Origin of the sequence: Nonomuraea sp. NPDC005730, from assembly GCF_040630865.1 — a bacterium.
Lineage (GTDB): Bacteria > Actinomycetota > Actinomycetes > Streptosporangiales > Streptosporangiaceae > Nonomuraea.
The window spans coordinates 17,697-35,972 of record NZ_JBEXYK010000082.1 but is presented as its reverse complement, the minus strand read 5'-3'; the positions used below and the strand labels follow the sequence as shown (position 1 = coordinate 35,972).

Genomic DNA, 18,276 nt, shown 5'->3' with positions numbered 1-18,276 from the left:
GCGCCCGCCCGCGGTCCCGAGATCTTGGTCCGCCATGCGCCGCGCACCCCCGCGGGCGCGCCCCCGCGCGGCGGGGAGCGCGGCCGGCCTGATCGGCCGGCGCGCGCCGTTCGGTGGTCTCCAGGTAGCCGCGCAGGGCGTGCCGGGAGCGGCTGAGCGTGTCGATCTGCTCGTCGAGGCCGCGCAGCCGGGCGCGTAGCGTGTCCAGCAGCTCGGAGCAGGGCACCAGATCGGGGTCGGGGCCCGTGACGCAGGGCAGCAGGTACGCGATCTCGTCGGTCGACAGCCCGGCGTCGAGCAGCTTCCTGATCTGGGCCACGGTCAGCACGGCCCCGTCGTCGTACTCGCGGTAGCCGCTGGCGCGGCGGCTGGGCTCCAGCAGGCCCTGGGCCTCGTAGTAGCGCAACTGGTGCGGGCGGACCCCGGTCCGCCGGCTCAGGTCACCGATCAGCACGGCCGTCCCCCTTGACCTTCATACCGGTCTGAACGTTGACGATTCTCCCATAGCTGCTGAACCACCTTTTTTGGGAGAGCGACTGTGATGACGAACGAAGGCCGTACCCCCGTGACCGTCCTGGGCCTGGGGCTGATGGGGGAGGCGCTGGCCGGGGCGTTCCTGCGCGACGGCCGGCCGACGACCGTCTGGAACCGTACGGCGGCCAAGGCCGACCGGCTGGCCGGGCAGGGCGCCGTACGGGCCGGGTCGGCGCGGGACGCCGTGGCCGCCGCCCCGCTCGTGATCGTCTGCCTGACCGGGTACGACGCCGTCCACGAGGTGCTCGACCCGCTGGGCGCCGCCCTGGACGGCCGGGTGCTGGTCAACCTCACCTCCGGCACCTCCGCCGAGGCCCGCGACACCGCCGCGCGGGTGGCCCGGCACGGCGGCGCCTACCTCGACGGCGCGATCATGACAACCCCCGCCGCCATCGGCACCCCGGCGGCCGCCCTCCTCTACAGCGGCCCGCGATCGGCCTTCGACCTGCACGAACCGGCGCTGCGCAGCCTCGGCGGCGCGACGACGTACCTCGGCGCGGACCACGGCCTGTCGGCGCTCTACGACGTCGGGGTGCTGAGCCTGATGTGGAACATCCTCAACGGCTTCCTCCAGGGCGCCGCGCTGCTCGGGGCCGCCGGGGTGGAGGCCGCGGCGTTCGCCCCGGTCGCGCGGAACGGCGTCGAGACCGTGGCCGGCTGGCTGGCCGACTACGCGCGGCAGATCGACGAGGGCACGCACCCGGCCACCGACTCGACCCTCGACACGCACGTGGCGGCCATGGACCACCTCGTGCACGAGAGCGAGTCGCACGGCGTCGACGCCACGCTGCCGCGTTTCGTCAGGGAGCTGGCCGGCCGGGCCGTCGCGGCGGGGCACGGCGGCGAGGGCTACACGGCGCTGATCGAGCAGTTCCGCAAGCCCTCCGGCCGGGAGTGAGACGGACGGGCCCCTGCGCCAGGCTCGCCGGACGGCGGCGGGCCCCGGGGCCCGCCGTCGTCAGTCGGCGTCGTCAGTCGGCGTAGAAGCCGTCGAGGACGTCGGCGTGGCGTTCCTCCACGGCCTTGCGCCTGATCTTCAGGCTGGGCGTCAGCTCGCCGGTCTCCACGGTGAAGTCGCCGGCCAGGATCGCGAACTTCTTGACCGTGGCGTAGCTGGCCTGGTCGGCGTTGACCTGCCGGATCGCCTTGTCGACCTCCTCGCGCATGCGCGGGTGCCCGCGCAGCGCCTCGGCGTCGGCCGGCAGCGACTCGGCCTCGGCCCACGGGCGCACGACGTCCATGTCGAGGGTGACCAGTGCCGTCACGTAGTTGCGGCGGTCGCCGTGCACGAACACGTGCGAGGCGAACGGGCAGGCGGCCTTGATCCGGCCCTCCAGGTGGGTGGGGGCGACGTACTTGCCGCCCGAGGTCTTGATCAGCTCCTTCTTGCGGTCGGTGATCAGCAGCCGGCCCGCGTCGTCGAGCTCGCCGATGTCGCCGGTGTGGAGCCAGCCGTCCGCCAGCGCCTCGGCCGTCTCCTGGGGCAGGCCGTGGTAGCCGCGCATGACGCCGCGCCCGCCGATGAGGATCTCGCCGTCGTCGGCGATGCGGACCTCGGTGCCCGGCAGCGGCGGGCCGACCGTGCCGAACCGCACCGACTCGGGACGGTTGAGGAAGCTGCCCGCCGACGACTCGGTCAGGCCGTACCCCTCCAGGATCGTCAGGCCGGCGCCGTCGAAGAACTCGGCGACGTCCCGCGACAACGGCGCGGCCCCGGAGATGAAGAAGCGGATCCGGCCGCCGAAGCGCGCCCGCAGCTTGGCGAAGACCAGCCGGTCGGCCAGCCCGTGCTCGACCCGGGTGGTGAGCGGGACGGCCGCCCCGCGCTGCCGCGCCCTGCTGACCCGCAGGCCGGTCTCCCGCGCCCACTCGAAGATGCGCAGCTTGACCCCGCCCTCGCGGCGCACGGTGGCGACGACCGTGTTGTGGATCTTCTCGAAGATGCGCGGCGCGGCGGCCATCACGGTCGGGCGCAGCGCCCCCAGGTTGTCGGCGATGCGGTCGAGGCGGCCGTCGATCGCGGTCGGCACGCCGATGTCGATCATCACGACCTCCAGCAGCTTGCCGAACGAGTGGGACAGCGGCAGCCACAGGAAGTGCAGGTCGGCGGGGGACAGGAGGCCGATCTCGCGGACCGAGCCGGCCGCGAACAGCCAGTTGTCGTGGGTGAGCTCGACGCCCTTGGGGCGTCCGGTGGTGCCGGAGGTGTAGATGAGCGTGGCCAGGTCGTCCTGGGCGATGGCGTCCACCAGGGCGTCGTAGTCGCCTTCCGCGCGGCTGACCGAGTCCAGGGTGACCACCCAGCCGTCGTCGCTAGCCGAGCCGTCGACGACGACCACGCACGTCACGTCGGGCAGCTCCTTCTGCACGGACCTGAGCTTGGCCACCTGCTCGTCGTCCTCGGCGATGACGATCGTGCTGCCGGAGTCGGTGATGACGAAGGCGCACTCGGCGGCCGTGTTCGACGGGTAGATGGTGGTGGTGGCCGCGCCCGTGGAGAGCACGGCCAGGTCGGCGAGGATCCATTCGAGCCTGGTCGAGCAGAGGATCGACACGCGCCGGCCGGGCCCCGCGCCGAGCCCGGACAGCCCCAGCGCCAGCCCGCGGACGCGCTCGCCGACCTCGCTCCACGACAGGGAGGTCCACGCCTCGCCCGACGGCACCCGGTACGCCTCGGCGTCGGGGGTGGCCGCGATCCGGTCGCGCAGCAGGGAGGGAATGCTGGACATGCCTGACCTCCTGAGGGGTGTGCTGCCGACTCTAGGACGAGTGCGCCGGATCAGTCGATGGCCGTGATCGACCTGCCGCCGGCCGGGGGCGGGCCGGCGCACGCGACCGTCCTGGACGTGCGCACCTCCCACGCGCCGCAGGCGCAGCGCAGGTAGGAGACCAGGCCCTCGGAGGTGCGGTGGGAGGAGACGAGGGTCAGGGCGAAGGGGTCGTGCGGCTCTCCGGGATGCATGACTCCAACCTGGTGTAATGGCCTTGTGCATTTCAACACTTACGGCGGCAACGGCGCCGAACTCGCCGCGGCGCTGGTCAACACGAGCGACTTCAACCCGGCCGCGGTGCGGGAGACGCTCACGGCCAACGCCATGTGGCGCACGGACGTCACCCCGGCCCAGGCGGCGGAGCTGGCCGCCTGGGCACGCCGGCTGGCCCCCGTCTTCGGGGAGCCCGACCCCGGGGTCCAGGTGCGGCTGATCAACGAGCTGCTGGAGGTCACCGCCTCCAAGCCGCACATCAGCACCCACGACGGCCTGGAGCCCCACCTGCACTTCTTCTCCACCGAGGCCGACATCGTCTCCAGGGCCAAGGACACCACCGCGGGCGGGCTGGCCATGGCCGTGTGCTTCTCCGACGGGCGGCGGCTCGGGCGGTGCGACCGGACGGGGTGCGACATCGTCTATGTGGACACCTCGCGCAACGGGCGGCGCCGGTTCTGCTCGCTGACCTGCGCGAACCGGGTCAACGTGGCCGCCCATCGCGCCCGGGGCGTTGCCCGTCGGTCGTGATTTGGGTAATATGTCTGGGTCGTATCGCCGACCCCTGGGGGCTGTTGACGTGAGGATCTGAGGCCGCGGGCACCGCGCCTACCCGCCCGGTCACGGGCTCTGTCGCGCGTACACCTCGACCTCGGCGACCTCTTCGCCCCGGTTTTCTCCAGCTCAGGCTGCCTGGTTGTCGCGCGCGCAGCGGTGTTTCCCGCCAAGTCACGAAATTTCGGTTTTTGTGATGGGAGCCGCCTGATGTCTTTTTCCATTGTCGTCGATCACGTGTCCTTCGGCCGGCCCGACGGGACCATGGTGCTCGACGGTCTCGACGCCGCCTTCCCCGCCGGGCGTACCGGGCTCATCGGGGCGAACGGGTCGGGCAAGTCCACCCTGCTCAAGGTCATCGCCGGGGAGCTGACCCCGGGATCGGGCACGGTCTCGGTCACCGGCGAGGTGGGGTACCTGCCGCAGAACGTGCCGCTGGAGGGCGGCCGTACGGTGTCCGACCTGCTGGAGATCAGCGGGAAGCGGGCCGCGCTGCACGCCGTCGAGAGCGGCGACGTCGCCGAGGAGCACTTCGCCGCCATCGGGGACGACTGGGACGTCGAGGAACGCGCGCGGGCCGAGCTCGACCGGCTCGGGCTCGGCCACGTCGGGCTCGACCGCACGGTCGCGACGCTGTCGGGCGGCGAGGCCGTCATGGTCGCGCTGGCCGCGCAGATCCTCAAGCGTCCCGCCGTGCTGCTGCTCGACGAGCCCACCAACAACCTCGACCTGGACGCCCGCCAGCGGCTCTACGCCGCAGTCTCGGCGTACCCGGGGGTGCTGGTCGTGGTCAGCCACGACCGGGCGCTGCTCGACCTCGTGGACCAGATCGCCGAGCTCCGCGACGCCGCCGTGCGCCTGTACGGCGGCAACCTGAGCGACTACGAGGAGCAGGTCGCGGCCGAGCAGGAGGCGGCCGAGCGCACGGTCAGGACCGCCGAGGGCGAGGTGCGGCGGCAGCAGCGCGAGCTGATCGAGGCCAGGACCAGGCTCGACCGGCGCAGGCGCAACGCGCGGAAGGCGTTCGAGAACAAGAAGGTGCCCAAGATCGTCGCCGGCGGGCTCAAGATGAAGGCCCAGGTGTCGGCGGGCAAGCACCGCGCGCTGCACCAGGAGCGCCTGGCCGAGGCCAGGGGCAGGCTGACCGAGGCGGAGCTGGCCGTGCGCGACGACGCCGAGATCCGCGTCGAGCTGCCCGGCACCGCCGTCCCGGCCGGCCGGACCCTGCTGACGCTGCCGCTCGACCGCCCCGACGGCCCTGACGGCCCCGGCGGCCCGGACGGCATGCCCGGCCGGGACGGGCTCAAGGTGCTCGACCGGCTGGTCGTCCGCGGCCCCGAACGCATCGCGCTGCTCGGGCCCAACGGGTCGGGCAAGACGACCCTGCTGCGCCGGATCGTCGAGCACGGCGCGCACGTCCCGGTGCGGTACCTGCCACAGCGGCTCGACGTGCTCGACGACGCGCTGAGCGTCGTGGACAACGTCCGGGCCGTGGCGCCGGCGGCCTCGGTCAACGACGTGCGGGCGCGGCTGGCCCGCTTCCTGTTCCGCGGCGCGCGGGCCGACCAGCCCGTGGGCACGCTGTCGGGCGGCGAGCGGTTCCGCGCCACCCTGGCCGCGCTGCTGTCGGCCGATCCGCCGCCGCAGCTCCTGCTGCTGGACGAGCCGACGAACAACCTGGACCTGTCCAGCGTGCGCCAGCTCTCCCAGGCGCTGGCGGCCTACCAGGGCGCGCTCGTCGTGGCCAGCCATGACGTGCCGTTCCTGGAGACGCTGGGGATCACCCGGTGGCTGCGACAGGATCGGGACGCGGGACTGGCCGAATCGTAATTGACGTGTGGGGATCAACCGGGCAATAGTGGGGCAGGTGGCTTCACCCCGGTTGATCTCCTGCGTTCTCGCCCTGGCGACGGTGACGCTCGCCGCCTGCTCCTCTCCGCCACCGCTGACCGGCGGTGAGCCGAAGGTCAGCGGCGTGGCGGACGGCAAGGGCGGAGCTCCCGCCAGCGACCCCGGTGGCGACCCCACGTCGGGGTCCAGTCCCAGCGTCAGCGCCCTGACGCCGGAGGCGTACAAGGGCGAGCTCGACAACAGGCACAAGGCGATGGCCGGCGCGATCAACGGGCTGGCCGGAGCGCGCGGGGTCCAGTCGCTCAACCAGCGCGTGGACAAGGCCGAGCAGGCGCTGAGCGGCGCCGCCGACGCCCTGTCCGCGATCGCCCCGCCCGCCGAGATCCGCACCCAGCACGACGCGTACGTCACCAGCCTGCGCGACTTCGCCACCGAGCTCGGCTCCACGGCGGGCAAGGTCGGCAGCCGCGAGCTGTGCACCTCCTCGGCCGTGCTGAGCGACCTGAACACCAAGCTCACCGCCCTGAACAGGGCGGGCGAGGCCCTGCAGAGCGCCGGCGACTACCCGGCCGACGTCGTCACCGTCAAGGCCGGCGGCAAGCAGAACAGGCGGCTGAAGAACGGCGCGTTCATCCGCCGGACCTCCCTCGGCGGCCGCAGCTCCCTGGAGGTCGACAACGGCGGCACCCGCGACGCCGTCGTCACGGCGGTCAGGGGCGGCGGCAAGACGTTCAGCGTGTACGTGCGCAAGAAGACCAAGTTCAAGGTCAGGGGCGTGCCCGACGGCACGTACAAGATCTACTTCACCCACGGCGTGGACTGGGACGGCAAGAGCCGGTCCTTCAGCCGCCAGTGCAGCTTCGAGCGGTTCCAGAAGTCGGTGAAATTCAAGACCACGGTCACCGCCACCCAGATCCTCTGGCACGACTGGCGGGTCACCCTGCACGCCATCTCCGGCGGCAACGCCCGCACCGCGCCCGTCAACCCCGACGACTTCCCGAGCTGACCCCTCCGGAGCCGAACCCGCACACGCGAAAGGGCCGCGCGAACGCGCGGCCCTTTTCCGGCTGCCGGGGCGATCAGGTCGAGAACAGCATGCCCACCCAGCTGCGCTGGCGGTGGTGGCCGTAGTGGTGGCCGCCGTGGTGAGGAGCGCCCCAGGCCGGCCCGGGGGCGGCGGGGGGCGGCGGCGGAGCGGTGTGGTACTGCGACTCCATGCGGGTCAGGGTCTCCAGCTCGCCATAGTCGAGGAAGATCCCACGGCAGTTGTCGCACTGCTCGATGTGGACGCCGTTGCGCTCATATGTCCGCATGTTGCCGCGGCACTTCGGGCACTGCATCTAAGTCGCTCTCCTTGGATCCGGGGTCTCAGGCTGAAACCTACCGCGTGCGGCCCCCGTCACGCTCGGACGATTCTGCTGCACGATTCGATTAACGCGTGCTCCACCTCGTCGAGTTCCCGGTTCTCGCGCTCGGCGTTGAACACGGCCACGGCGGCCAGCTGCACGGTCAGCGCCCTGGCCGGCAGGTCGAGCCGCTGCCAGGGATCGTCGCCCTGGCCGAGCGCGGGGCCGCCCGAGGCCAGGTAGGCGCCGAGGAAGCGTTCCCAGACGGCCGGCTCCAGCAGGCCCGCCGCGTACCAGGCGGCCGGTCGCGCCAGGTCCCAGGCCGGGTCGCCGACACCCAGGTCGTCGACGTCGATGAGCAGCCACCGGTCGCGGCAGACGAGCTGGCCCAGGTGCCAGTCGCCATGGGTGAGCAGGCCCGGCACCGGGGCGGGCTCGGGCAGCTCCTTGAACGCGTGCCTGACGAGCTGCTCGACCGGGCCGTCGCCGCTCATCCTGGACACCGCGCGGGCGGCCCGCGCCGGGCCTCCGGCGGGCGGCATCGGCGGCACCAGCGTCAGGGGGACGGCGTGCAGCCGGGCCAGCAGCCGCGCGCCCTCCTCCCAGGGGGCGGACCCGGGATCGTCGTGGGGGACCGGGCGGCCGGCCGGCCAGACGCTGACCGCGCGGCCCGCCGCCGTCAGCACCTCGGCCGCCAGCGGGGCCAGCAGCACGCCGTTGACCGCGGCCGCGGCGGCGGCCCTGAGGCGGGCGCGCAGCGGCTCCACCTCGTCGCGGGCGGAGTGGGCCTTGACCACCACCTCGCCCATCCGTAACACGACCACGTCGGTGCGTGTCTGGTGTCGCACGGGTTCGCCCGTGCCGCCGTACGCCGCGGCGATGCCCGCAAGCTCCTCCTCTAGACCCACTCGTACAGAGTATTGGGCAGTGTTGGGGGTAAATGCCGTCGTGATGGCGGGAGCGAGGGAGTGGGCGGCGCTGGCGCGCGAGTGGCTCAGGGCGAGCTCGCCGCGGGCCGCCCAGGCGATGCGGGAGCAGGATCAGGAGGCCGCGCGGCGCCGCCGGGAGCGGCGGCCGGCGGCGGGCCGGCGCGCGAGGCGCGCGGACGGTGAGGCGGCCCAGGAGCCGGCGCGGTGGGCGGTCGAGCCGGAGGCGGCGGACGGTCCGGGCCAGGAGGAGATCGAGCGGGCGCGTGCGGCGCTGGCGCGAGCCACCTCGCTGGAGCGGGCGCGGGCCCGGGCGCGGCGGGAGCGGGGGCACGGGTGACATGACGGATGAAGCCACCTGAGCCCACGGAGGGCCGCCGTCAGGCGCTACCGAGCCCGGCCGCGCCTACTTCCTCAGCCAGAGCATGTAGTACGGGCTGTCCCAGCGGCACTCGTACTCCTTGTACCCCTTCGTGACGAGCAGGGTGGTGCCCGCCGACACGCAGTTCTGCAGGGTGCGGTACGCCTGGTACGGGGTCCAGCTCGTGGCCGAAGCGGCGGCCGGAGCGGCGACGGAGAGGGTGCCGACGGCGAGGGTCCCGGCCATGGCCAGTGCCACGCCGAGCCGTGCGGACTTCTGTCGCATGCATCGTCCTTCCTCGTGGGCACGGCGCGGGGCGCGCCGTGTTGATCATTCCCACGGTAACGCTTCTTGATCATAAGGATGCCCCTTTTGTCGATCTTGTACCTTTCGGGTGGTGGGAGATCGCGAACCGGGGTCGGTCAGACTGGGACCATGAGAATCGGTTTCGCCGTACCCCAGTCAGGGCCCTGGGCCACACCGGAGAACATGCGCCGCGTCGCCACGCGGGCCGAGGAACTGGGCTACCACGAGCTCTGGACGTTCCAGCGGCTGCTGTACCCCGTCGGCCATCCCATGGGGCCGACCTACCGCAGCGTCCACGACCCGCTGGTCACGCTGGCGCACCTGTCCGGCGTCACCGGGACGATCCGGCTGGGCGTGGCCGTGGTCAACGCGTACGTGCAGCCGGTCGTGCTGGCCAAGCAGCTCGCCACCCTGCAGACCCTCTCCGGCGGCCGGGTCAGCGCCGGCGTCGGGCTCGGCTGGGTGCCGGAGGAGTTCGAGGCCGCGGGCGTCGGCATGGAGCGGCGCGGGCGCAGGGGCGAGGAGTTCGTCGAGCTGCTGCGCAAGGCGTGGACGGACGACGTCGTCGAGCACGACGGCGAGTTCTACCGGGTGCCGGCCGCCCACATCGACCCCAAGCCGGCGCCGGGCCCGCCGCAGGTGCTGCTGGGCGGCACCGCCGAGGTCGCGCTGCGCCGGGCCGGCCGGCTGGCCGACGGCTGGATCAGCTCCAGCAGGGAGGACCTGTCGGCGGTCGCGGGCCGGATCGGGCTGATCAAGGAGACGATCGCCGGCGCCGGGCGCGACGCGGCCGCGTTCCGCTTCGTGTGCCGCGGCGTCACGCAGGTGCGGCCCGCGGGCGCCGAGGACGTCCGCCGGCCGCTGACCGGCACCTACGAGCAGATCAGGCAGGACGTCGCCGCCCTGGCCGCCGAGGGCGTCACGGACGTCTTCCACGACCTCAACTTCGACCGGGAGATCGTCACCGCCGACGCCGGGGAGGCGATGCGCCGGGCCGAGGAGGCCCTGGAGGCGCTGGCGCCCTAACCGCCGTAGGGGACCGTGATGATCTCCAGGTTGTGCCCGTCGGGGCCGGACCAGTAGAGCCCGCGGCCGCCGTCGTGGGTGTTGATCACGCCGGGCCTGGTGTGCCCCGGATCGGCCCAGAACGTCAGGCCGCGGCTCCTGATCCGGCCCCAGATCTGGTCGAACTCCTCCTCGCCGACGAGGAAGGCGTAGTGCTGCGGGGTCACCTCGCCGTCGGCCTGCATCACGTCGAGCGAGACGTCGTTGGCCAGCGTCACGACCCGGAACGGGCCGTAGACCGGCGCGGGCTCCAGGCCGAGGACGTCGACCAGGAAGTCGGCCGTGGCGTCCCGGTCGGTGGCGGCGACGATGGTGTGGTTCAGCTGCACGGGCATGCGTTCACGCTACGTGCCGCAGCGCCTCGGCGGCCACCGCGCACCGCAGCTCGCGCATCCCCGGCCGCCCGCGCACCGGATGGACGGCGTTGGTCAGCAGCACCACGGTCAGCCCGCGCGCCGGATCGACCACCAGCGACGTCCCGGTGAAGCCGGAGTGGCCGTAGGCGCCGCTCAGCGGGCCCACGATGCCGGGGTCGCCGATCCGGACGCCGAGCCCGTGCCGGAACGCCGCCCCCTCCGCCCCCTGGTCGCGGGTCATCTCGGCCACGCTCGACGGGCTCAGCATCGCGCCCCCGCCCAGCCGCAGCGCCTCTCCGAAGGCCAGCAGGTCGTCCGCCGGGGCGAACAGGCCCGCGTGCCCGGCCACCCCGCCCAGGGCGTGGGCCGTCTCGTCGTGCACCTCGCCGCGCACGCAGCCGGGGCCCGGCCGTTCGGGCTTGAACTCGGTCGCGGCGACGCGCTCGGCCGGCCCGCCGCCGCCGACCGGGCGGTAACCGGTGCCGCGCAGGCCGAGCACGTCCGTGATCCGGGCGCGGACCAGGGCGTCGAGCGGGGCGGAGGCGGCCAGCTCGGCGATCCGGCCGGCCATCACCATGCCGACGTCGCTGTAGAGGTAGGGGCCGCCGACCGGGCCGGTGACCGGCGTGCCGACCATCGCGGCCATGCGCTCGTCCGGCCCGGCCTGCGGAAGCTCCAGGTCGATCCGGCGGGTCGGCGTCAGGCCCGCCGTGTGGGTGAGCAGGCGGCGCAGCGTGATCCGCGGGTCGGCCCCGGGGATCCACGCCCGGACCGGCTCGTCCAGGTCCAGCAGGCCCTCCTCGGCGAGCGAGAGCACCACCGCGGTGGTGCAGAGCTTGCTGACCGAGGCCAGGTCGAACACCGAGTCCCGGCGCGCGGGGGGCCGATCGGCGGCGAGCGTCCCCGGGCCCTCGGACCCGGTGTCCCGCCCGCCGTCGGAGTCGCCGTCCCGCGTGCCGCCTGGCACGGCGTCGGTGTACCTGACCAGTTCGCCCACCGCCGCGGCGGCGGTCACCGTGCCGTGCGCCGCGATCAGCGCGACCGCCGCCGGGCACACCTCGGGCACCGCGGCGGCCAGCAGGCGCTCCAGCCGGTCCGACATCCCCGTTCCCCCCTCGTCAGTCCCCGATGGTCCCCCGGGGCTTCCCGGCCGGTACGTCAGCCGCTGAGCGCGTCGCTGAGCCGCTCTCCGTGCGACTCCAGCAGCGCGCGGGCCGCTTCGGGGTCCAGCCCGTGCTGGATCATCACCACGGCCGTCTTCGCCTGCCCGCCGGCCGCCTCCAGCGCCGCGCCCGCGGTCGCGGCGTCGGCCCCGGTGATCTCGCTCACCATGTGCAGCGCGCGGGAGGCGAGCTTGCTGTTCATGGCCGACATCTCGATCATCTTGTTCCCGTAGGTCCGGCCCAGCCTGACCATGGAGATCGTCGAGATCATGTTGAGCACGAGCTTCTGCGCCGTACCCGCCTTCAGCCTGGTCGAGCCCGCCACCACCTCGGGTCCCACCACGACCTCGATCCCGTGCTCGGCGGCGGCCGACAGCGGCGCGCCCGTGTTGCACGACAGCGCCGCGGTCAGCGCCCCCCGGCCGGCGGCCTCGGCCAGCGCGCCCAGCACGAACGGGGCCCGGCCGCTGGCCGACACGCCCACCACCGAGTCGAGCGCGCCCACCTCCAGGTCCTTCATGGCCGCCGCGCCCGCCTCGGCGTCGTCCTCCGCGCCCTCGATGGACCGGGTCAGCGCCTCGGACCCGCCCGCGATGACGCCCTGCACCAGCGAGGGGTCGGTGCCGAACGTGGGAGGGCACTCGCTGGCGTCGAGCACGGCCAGCCGTCCCGAGGTGCCGGCGCCGACGTACAGCAGCCTGCCTCCCTCGGCCATCCGGGCGGCGATCGCGTCGATGGCCGCCGAGATCGCCGGGACGGCCGCGGCCACGGCCACGGGCACCTCGGCGTCGGCCTGGTTCATCAGTCGGGCGATCTGCTCCGTCGGCAGCCGGTCGATCTGGCTGTAGCGGGGATCGCTCTGCTCGGTGGACAGCTCGGGCAGCGGATCAATCATGACGCTAATTTCCACCCTTTACTTCTCAGTTGTAAATATCTTTCAGAGAATGGATCCATGTCACACGTACGCACCGGAGCCGAACGGCTGGCCGCGGACCCCGCGCTGGCCGGCGGCACCCGTCTCGGCCTGATCACCAATCCCACCGGCGTCCTGCCCGACCTGACCCCCACGACCGACGCCCTGCTGGCCGCGGGCCTGCCCCTGACCGCGCTGTTCGGCCCCGAACACGGCCTGCGCGGCACGGCCCAGGCGGGATCGAGCGAGCGCGACGCGGTGGACCCCGCGACGGGACTGCCGGTCCACGACACCCACGAGCTGTCGGGCGACGACCTCGACCGCGTGGTCGCCGCCTCCGGCGTGGACACGCTGATCTTCGACATCGCCGACGTGGGCGCCCGCTTCTACACCTTCGTGTGGACCATGTACGACCTGCTGGCCTCGGCCGCCCGGCTGGGCCTGTCGTTCGTGGTGCTGGACCGGCCCAACCCCCTGGGCGGGACCGTCGAGGAGGGCCCCCTGCTGGACCCGGCGTTCGCCAGCTTCGTGGGCCGCTTCCCGCTGCCCGTGCGCCACGGCAGGACCGCGGGGGAGCTGGCGGCGCTGTTCGGCTTCGACGCCGACCTGCGGGTGGTCACGATGGAGGGCTGGCGGCGGGACATGAGCTGGGCGGAGACCGGCCTGCCCTGGGTGATGCCCTCGGTCAACATGCCGACCCCCGACACCGCGCTGGTCTACCCGGGCACCGGGCTGTTCGAGGGCACGAACTTCTCCGAGGGCCGCGGCACCACCCGGCCGTTCGAGCTGGTCGGGGCGCCGTACGCGGACGAGCGCTACGCGGCCGCCCTGAACGGGCTGGAGCTGCCTGGCGTGCGATTCAGGGACACCTGGTTCACGCCGACGTTCCACAAGCACGCGGGCGTCCCCGTCCGCGGGGTGCAGCTGCACGTGCACGACCCGCGGGCCTTCCGGCCGGTGCTGACCGGGTTGTCGATGCTGCACACGGCCCGCGTCCTCTACCCGGACGACCTGGTCTGGAAGGGCGAGGACCTGTTCCTCGACCTGCTGTGGGGCTCCGACGCGCTCACGCGCTGCCTGGAGGCCGGGGACGACCCGCGCGAGCTGTGCCCGCCGCCCGGCCGTCCCGAAGGACATCTGCTCTACAGCTGACATCACGCCAGATCGCGCCGGTAGAGCCAGAAGACGCGTTCGGCTCGCGCGCCCACGGCGCGCGAGTAGAACCGCAACGGCCCCACCCATCCGATCTCGGCGCTCTGCTGACCGGCGGCCCGCTGCTCGGCCAGGCAGCGGCGCAGCAGCACCCCGCCGAGGCCGAGCCCGCGGGCGTCCGGAGCGGTGCCCATCGGGCCGAACCAGGCCGGCCGCGCCCCCCAGGCGGCGAAGGCCAGGACGCGCCCGTCGCGCTCGGCGTAGTGCAGGCCGGTCGCGTTGGCCGCCTCCCAGGCCCACCGCTCGTTCCAGTGCTCCTCGACGAACGCGGCCACGGCCGAGCGGTCGGCGCCCGCCGCCCGCACCGTGACCCCCGCCTGCTCCAGCCGCGCCAGGTCGTCCTCGACGGACAGGTCGGCCCGCAGGTCGGCGGTCATGTTCCAGGCGACGTGGTAACGCTCGTAGCCGAGGCTCTCGGCCAGGCAGGCGGCGGCGGTGTACCGCACGTCGATGCCGGGCCAGGCGTAGCAGGGCGGGTTCCCGGCGAAGCGCGCCTGCCGCACGCCGTGCCCCCGCAGCCACTCCTCGGCCGCCCGCACCAGCGCCCGCCCGTGCCCGCGGCCCTGGACCGAGGGGTGCACGGCCAGCAGGTCCAGGTGCCCGACCTCGGGGTCCTTCGACGAGACCGACGTCATCACCACCCCGCCGTCGGTCGCCAGCGCCGTCCAGCGGCGCTCGGCGGGCGGCTCGGCCAGGCGCCGGACCAGGTCGGGGGCCTCGGGGGCGTCCAGCGTCAGCGCGGCGGCGGCCACCCGGGCGGCCTCGGCCAGGTCCGCCCCGCGGACGGTGGGCGACATCACACCTCGCTCATCGGGCGCGCGATCACGTCGCGCCGCTCGGGGTAGAAGCACGCGTGCTGCTGCGGCACGCCCTCGGTGATCTGCAGCAGCGGCCGCTCGCCCGCGCACCGCTCGCCGCGGAAGGGGCAGCGGCGGGTGAACAGGCAGCCCTCGTCGGCCTTGCTCTCGTCCAGCGACTCCAGCGGCGACACCGGCTGCGCGCCGGGCTCCTCCAGGCCGTGCAGCACGGGGATGGCCGACAGCAGCGACTGCGTGTACGGGTGCACCGGGTCGGCGATGACCGTGTCCACCGGGCCACGCTCGACGACCTGGCCGCGGTAGATGACGTAGAGCTCGCCGTCGTCGCCGATGTAGCGGGCGGTGGCCACGTCGTGGGTGATGAACAGCACACTCACGCCCAGCCGCTCGCGCAGGTCCTTCAGCAGCGCGAGGATGCCCAGCCGGAGCGAGACGTCGATCATCGAGACGGCCTCGTCGGCGACCAGCATCTCCGGGTCGACGGTCAGCGCGCGGGCGATGACCACCCGCTGCCGCATGCCGCCCGAGAGCTGGTGCGGGTAGCGCGCCAGCACCGAGCCCGGGTCGAGGCCCACCATCGACAGCACCTCGGCGGCCCGCTCCTCGATCCACTCCTTCGACCGCCCGGTCTGCCCGGCCCGCAGGCTGAGCGGCGCGTACAGCGTCTGGTGGATGGTCCGGGTCGGGTTGAGCGCCGAGTACGGGTCCTGGTGGATCATCTGGATCTTGCGGAAGTACGGCTGGCGCTTCTTCTGCTTGAGCCCCGACATGGACACGTCGCCGATGACGATCTCGCCCTCGTCGTAGGTCTCCAGCCCGGCGATGATCCGGCCCAGCGTGGTCTTGCCGCAGCCGGACTCGCCGATGAAGGAGGCCGCGCCGCCCTTGGGGATGGAGAAGTCCACCCCGCGCAGCGCCCGCACCTCTCGCCCGGCCAGCACGTTGCCGCGCTGCTTGTACGTCTTGACGATGCCGGTCCCGGTGATCACGCGTGCTCCTTCACGGTCACGGCGTGGCAGGCCACGACCCTCGATCCATGCGCCACGGCCTGCGGGTCGGCGGTGTCGCACACGTCCATGCGCAGCGCGCAGCGCTCCCTGAACACGCAGCCCTCCTTCGGCACCGTGGCCAGCGTCGGCGGCCGGCCGGGCAGCGCCTGGGCCTCGGCGATGTCGCCCACGAGCCGGGGGATGGCCCTGATCAGGCCCCTGGTGTAGGGGTGACTGGGGGAGCCGAGCACGTCGCGGGTGGGGCCCTGCTCGACCAGGCGGCCGCCGTACATGACGACCAGGCGGTCGGCGACCTCGGCCACGACGCCGATGTCGTGCGTGATGACCAGCGTGGTCAGGCCGCGCTCGGCGTGCACCTCGCGGACGATCTTCAGGATGTTCGCCTGGGTGATCATGTCCAGGGCGGTCGTCGGCTCGTCGAGCACCACCAGGTGGGCGTTGAGCACCAGGGCCAGCATGATGCCGACCCGCTGGCGCATGCCGCCGGACAGCTCGTGCTGGTGCGAGTCGAGCACGCGCGCGCCGTCCAGGCCCATCCGGCCGAGCAGCTCCTTGGCCTCGCGGACCAGGCCGGGCAGGTCCTCCACGCCGTGCGAGCGGCCCAGGTCGAGGAGCTGCTTGCCGACCGTCTTGAGCGGGTTGAGCGAGTTCTGGGCGGCCTGGAAGACGTACCCGATGTGCCGGCCGCGGGCCTTGCGCAGCTCCTCGCCGGCGAAACCGGTCACGTCGCCGAGACCGTCGATCTCGACGCTTCCCGCGGCGATCCTGCCCGGCGGCTGCACCGCGTTGAGCAGCGACAGCGCCAGCGTGGACTTGCCCGAGCCGGACTCGCCGACGATGCCGGTGATCGTGCCGGGCTCCAGCGTCAGCGTGACGTCCCGGACGGCGGGCAGTTCGCCCGCGGGGGTCTTGTAGACGACCGTCAGGCCGTCGATGCGCACTCCCGGCGCTTGTTCGGCCACTTGCTACTCCTCGCGCAGCCTGGGGTTGAAGATCTCGTCCATGGCGTCCACCACGAGCACGATGCCGAGCGTGAGCAGCAGGATCGCCAGCAGTGGCGCCAGCAGGTAGCCCAGCGCGTTCGGCGTGATCATCGCGCCCGCCTGGAACACGGCGAGGTTGAGCATCACACCCCAGTTGTCCGACTCGTACGGCAGCACGCCCAGGAAGAACAGGCCCACCTGCGAGTAGACCGCGCCGGTGACCGCGATGAGCATGTTCATCGCGATGTAGGGCGCCATGCTCGGCAGCAGTTCCCTGCCGATGATGTGCGTGGTGGACAGCCCGAGCCCGCGGGCGGCCTCGATGAACCCGCGCTCGCGCAGCGACAGCGTCTGCGAGCGCACCGCCCGCGCCACGCCGCCCCAGCCGAGCAGGCCGAGCACCAGGCCCATCTGGAAGGGGTTGCCGAACTTCCACACGGTCGCCAGCACCAGCAGCAGCGGCAGGCCGGGGATGGTGAGCTTCATGTCGGTCAGCCGCATGAGCACGGTGTCCCAGCGGCCCCGCTTGAAGCCGGAGAACAGGCCGATCGCGGTGCCGGCGACGACCGTGATGAGCGCGGTGACCAGGGCGGTGAGCAAGACGTAACGCGAGCCCTTGATCACCAGCGCGATCACGTCCCGGCCCTGCGGGTCGGTGCCGAACCAGTGGTCCCAGCTCGGCGGCTGGGTGATCGCGCTCGCGTTGCCCGGCAGGTGCTCGGGCAGCAGCATCGGCCCGAGCACGGCCATGACGATGAAACCGGCGATGATGACGACCCCGGCCATGCGGCTGGGCTTGCGCTTCATCACCCGCCATACGCCGTGCCAGAAGTTGCGGCGCATGGCCGAGGCGGCCGGCGCGGCCTCCGGGATGAGCGTGGCGCTCACGAGCCCTCCTCTCCGCTGCGCACCCGCGGGTCGATGACCGTGTAGAACAGGTCCGCGACAATGTTGGCGATGATCGTGCCGACCGTGATCAGCAGGAACGCCCCGCCCATCAGGCCGTAGTCGCGGTCCTGGACGCCGCTGATCAGCAGCCAGCCGAGACCCGGGTAGTTGAAGATCTTCTCGATGAAGACCGCGCCGCCCAGCAGCAGGCCCAGCGACAGGGCGAGCATGGTGAACAGCGGCAGGATCGCGTTGCGCGCGATGTAGCGGAACACGATCGAGCGCTTCATGCCGCGCAGCTCGGCGGCCAGGATGAAGTCGTCGCCCAGCACGGTGACCACGCTCGACTTCATCGCCAGGATCCAGCCGCCGTAGGCCGACAGCGCGTACGTGGCCACCGGCAGCACCGCGTGCTCGACCAGCGAGCCGATGTAGCCGGCGTTGAAGCCGGGCTCGAACAGGATGTCCACCGAGCCGTCGGCCGGCAGGATCGGGAGCAGCGTCGCGAAGATCACCACGAGCAGCATCGCCAGCACGTACTGCGGGATGCCGTGCAGCAGCGAGCCGGAGATGGCCAGGGCGTCGCCCAGCTTGCCGGTGCGCTTGATGGCGGCGTACACGCCGAGCAGGATCCCGACGATGAAGCTCAGCAACGTGCCGGCCAGCACCGGTAGAACGGTCCACTTGGCCGCGTCGGTGAGCACGTCGACCACGGAGGTGCCGGGCCTGCTGACCGACATGCCGAGGTCGAGGTGGAGCAGGCCGGTCATGTAGTCGGTGTACTGCTGCCAGAGCGTGCCGTCGGGCAGGAAGCCGTACAGGACCTTGACGGCCTGCGCGGCGGCTTCGGGCGACATGCCCTGCTCGACCAGCTTCTCGTAGCGGGCGGCCATCGGGTCGCCGGGGATGTTGTTGATGATGAAGAAGCTGATCGTCGCGACTACGAGGATCATGACGAACCCGCGGGCCAGGTGGCCCGCGAGTCGTCGTGCGATGAGCGCCATG

20 protein-coding genes and 1 pseudogene are annotated in these 18,276 nt (G+C 72.8%); 7 read left to right on the top strand and 14 right to left on the bottom strand.

Going from position 1 to position 18,276, the window contains the following annotated elements:
- Window positions 1–106 precede the first annotated feature (106 nt).
- Window positions 107–454, bottom strand: a pseudogene (locus ABZ444_RS46915) (MerR family transcriptional regulator); the annotation flags it as partial.
- Window positions 455–541: 87 nt separating this feature from the next.
- On the opposite strand from ABZ444_RS46915, the gene ABZ444_RS46910 reads away from it, so the two are divergent.
- On the top strand, window positions 542–1,432 hold the full coding sequence (locus ABZ444_RS46910; protein WP_358010803.1) for an NAD(P)-binding domain-containing protein: 891 nt from the start codon (window positions 542–544) through the stop codon (window positions 1,430–1,432).
- Between the two features lie 73 nt (window positions 1,433–1,505).
- Here ABZ444_RS46910 and ABZ444_RS46905 read toward each other — a convergent pair whose 3' ends face one another.
- A complete protein-coding gene (locus ABZ444_RS46905) occupies window positions 1,506–3,263 on the bottom strand; it encodes a long-chain fatty acid--CoA ligase (RefSeq protein WP_358010802.1) in 1,758 nt (585 codons plus the stop codon).
- Window positions 3,264–3,313: 50 nt separating this feature from the next.
- Window positions 3,314–3,496, bottom strand: coding sequence for a hypothetical protein (locus ABZ444_RS46900; RefSeq protein ID WP_357968925.1), 183 nt, complete (start codon window positions 3,494–3,496; stop codon window positions 3,314–3,316).
- Between the two features lie 25 nt (window positions 3,497–3,521).
- Here ABZ444_RS46900 and ABZ444_RS46895 point away from each other — a divergent pair, with 25 nt between their 5' ends.
- The 3 genes from ABZ444_RS46895 (at window position 3,522) to ABZ444_RS46885 (ending at window position 6,930) form a co-directional block, all read left to right on the top strand.
- Window positions 3,522–4,049, top strand: a complete 528-nt coding sequence (locus tag ABZ444_RS46895) for a CGNR zinc finger domain-containing protein (RefSeq protein ID WP_358010800.1) — start codon at window positions 3,522–3,524, stop codon at window positions 4,047–4,049.
- Between the two features lie 234 nt (window positions 4,050–4,283).
- A complete protein-coding gene (locus tag ABZ444_RS46890) occupies window positions 4,284–5,903 on the top strand; it encodes an ABC-F family ATP-binding cassette domain-containing protein (protein ID WP_358010798.1) in 1,620 nt (539 codons plus the stop codon).
- Window positions 5,904–5,940: 37 nt separating this feature from the next.
- Window positions 5,941–6,930, top strand: a complete 990-nt coding sequence (locus tag ABZ444_RS46885; RefSeq protein ID WP_358010796.1) for a hypothetical protein — start codon at window positions 5,941–5,943, stop codon at window positions 6,928–6,930.
- Window positions 6,931–7,003: 73 nt separating this feature from the next.
- Here ABZ444_RS46885 and ABZ444_RS46880 read toward each other — a convergent pair whose 3' ends face one another.
- On the bottom strand, window positions 7,004–7,264 hold the full coding sequence (locus ABZ444_RS46880; RefSeq protein WP_357968934.1) for a zf-TFIIB domain-containing protein: 261 nt from the start codon (window positions 7,262–7,264) through the stop codon (window positions 7,004–7,006).
- A 59-nt stretch (window positions 7,265–7,323) separates the two neighbouring features.
- Window positions 7,324–8,178: a phosphotransferase gene (locus ABZ444_RS46875; protein WP_358010794.1), complete on the bottom strand. Its 855-nt coding sequence runs from the start codon at window positions 8,176–8,178 to the stop codon at window positions 7,324–7,326.
- 19 nt (window positions 8,179–8,197) lie between these two features.
- On the opposite strand from ABZ444_RS46875, the gene ABZ444_RS46870 reads away from it, so the two are divergent.
- Window positions 8,198–8,536 (top strand): hypothetical protein, encoded by a 339-nt coding sequence (locus ABZ444_RS46870; protein WP_358010793.1) that lies wholly within the window; start codon window positions 8,198–8,200, stop codon window positions 8,534–8,536.
- 66 nt (window positions 8,537–8,602) lie between these two features.
- Here the strand turns inward: ABZ444_RS46870 and ABZ444_RS46865 are convergent, their stop codons facing one another.
- Entirely contained in the window at window positions 8,603–8,842 is a 240-nt protein-coding gene (locus ABZ444_RS46865) for a hypothetical protein (protein WP_358010791.1), read from the bottom strand.
- Between the two features lie 150 nt (window positions 8,843–8,992).
- Between ABZ444_RS46865 and ABZ444_RS46860 the strand changes: the two genes are divergently transcribed.
- A complete protein-coding gene (locus ABZ444_RS46860; protein ID WP_358010790.1) occupies window positions 8,993–9,889 on the top strand; it encodes a TIGR03619 family F420-dependent LLM class oxidoreductase in 897 nt (298 codons plus the stop codon).
- On the opposite strand, the gene ABZ444_RS46855 is transcribed toward ABZ444_RS46860, so the two are convergent.
- From ABZ444_RS46855 to murQ, 3 genes are read right to left on the bottom strand one after another with little or no spacing between them, the layout of a single operon-like run.
- A complete protein-coding gene (locus ABZ444_RS46855) occupies window positions 9,886–10,263 on the bottom strand; it encodes a VOC family protein (protein ID WP_358010789.1) in 378 nt (125 codons plus the stop codon). The genes ABZ444_RS46860 and ABZ444_RS46855 overlap by 4 nt on opposite strands.
- 4 nt (window positions 10,264–10,267) lie before the next feature.
- Window positions 10,268–11,386, bottom strand: coding sequence for a serine hydrolase domain-containing protein (locus ABZ444_RS46850; RefSeq protein ID WP_358010787.1), 1,119 nt, complete (start codon window positions 11,384–11,386; stop codon window positions 10,268–10,270).
- A 56-nt stretch (window positions 11,387–11,442) separates the two neighbouring features.
- Window positions 11,443–12,342, bottom strand: coding sequence for an N-acetylmuramic acid 6-phosphate etherase (gene murQ / locus ABZ444_RS46845; RefSeq protein ID WP_358010786.1), 900 nt, complete (start codon window positions 12,340–12,342; stop codon window positions 11,443–11,445).
- Between the two features lie 57 nt (window positions 12,343–12,399).
- Between murQ and ABZ444_RS46840 the strand changes: the two genes are divergently transcribed.
- The gene (locus ABZ444_RS46840) at window positions 12,400–13,512 is read left to right on the top strand and encodes a DUF1343 domain-containing protein (RefSeq protein WP_358010785.1); all 1,113 of its coding nucleotides are present in this window, start codon (window positions 12,400–12,402) and stop codon (window positions 13,510–13,512) included.
- A 2-nt stretch (window positions 13,513–13,514) separates the two neighbouring features.
- Here the strand turns inward: ABZ444_RS46840 and ABZ444_RS46835 are convergent, their stop codons facing one another.
- The 5 genes from ABZ444_RS46835 to ABZ444_RS46815 are packed head-to-tail and all read right to left on the bottom strand — an operon-like array spanning window position 13,515 to window position 18,275.
- Window positions 13,515–14,369, bottom strand: coding sequence for a GNAT family N-acetyltransferase (locus ABZ444_RS46835; RefSeq protein WP_358010784.1), 855 nt, complete (start codon window positions 14,367–14,369; stop codon window positions 13,515–13,517).
- Window positions 14,369–15,379 carry an ABC transporter ATP-binding protein gene (locus ABZ444_RS46830; protein WP_358010783.1) on the bottom strand — a complete coding sequence of 337 codons (1,011 nt, stop codon included), beginning with the start codon at window positions 15,377–15,379 and terminating at the stop codon, window positions 14,369–14,371. Before ABZ444_RS46830 ends, ABZ444_RS46835 begins: the two co-directional genes overlap by 1 nt.
- Window positions 15,376–16,362, bottom strand: a complete 987-nt coding sequence (locus tag ABZ444_RS46825) for an ABC transporter ATP-binding protein (RefSeq protein WP_357968961.1) — start codon at window positions 16,360–16,362, stop codon at window positions 15,376–15,378. Before ABZ444_RS46825 ends, ABZ444_RS46830 begins: the two co-directional genes overlap by 4 nt.
- A 3-nt stretch (window positions 16,363–16,365) precedes the next feature.
- Window positions 16,366–17,271 carry an ABC transporter permease gene (locus tag ABZ444_RS46820; RefSeq protein WP_358010782.1) on the bottom strand — a complete coding sequence of 302 codons (906 nt, stop codon included), beginning with the start codon at window positions 17,269–17,271 and terminating at the stop codon, window positions 16,366–16,368.
- Window positions 17,268–18,275: an ABC transporter permease gene (locus tag ABZ444_RS46815; protein ID WP_357968965.1), complete on the bottom strand. Its 1,008-nt coding sequence runs from the start codon at window positions 18,273–18,275 to the stop codon at window positions 17,268–17,270. The genes ABZ444_RS46820 and ABZ444_RS46815 overlap by 4 nt, the downstream gene beginning before the upstream one ends.
- Window position 18,276: the final 1 nt, after the last annotated feature.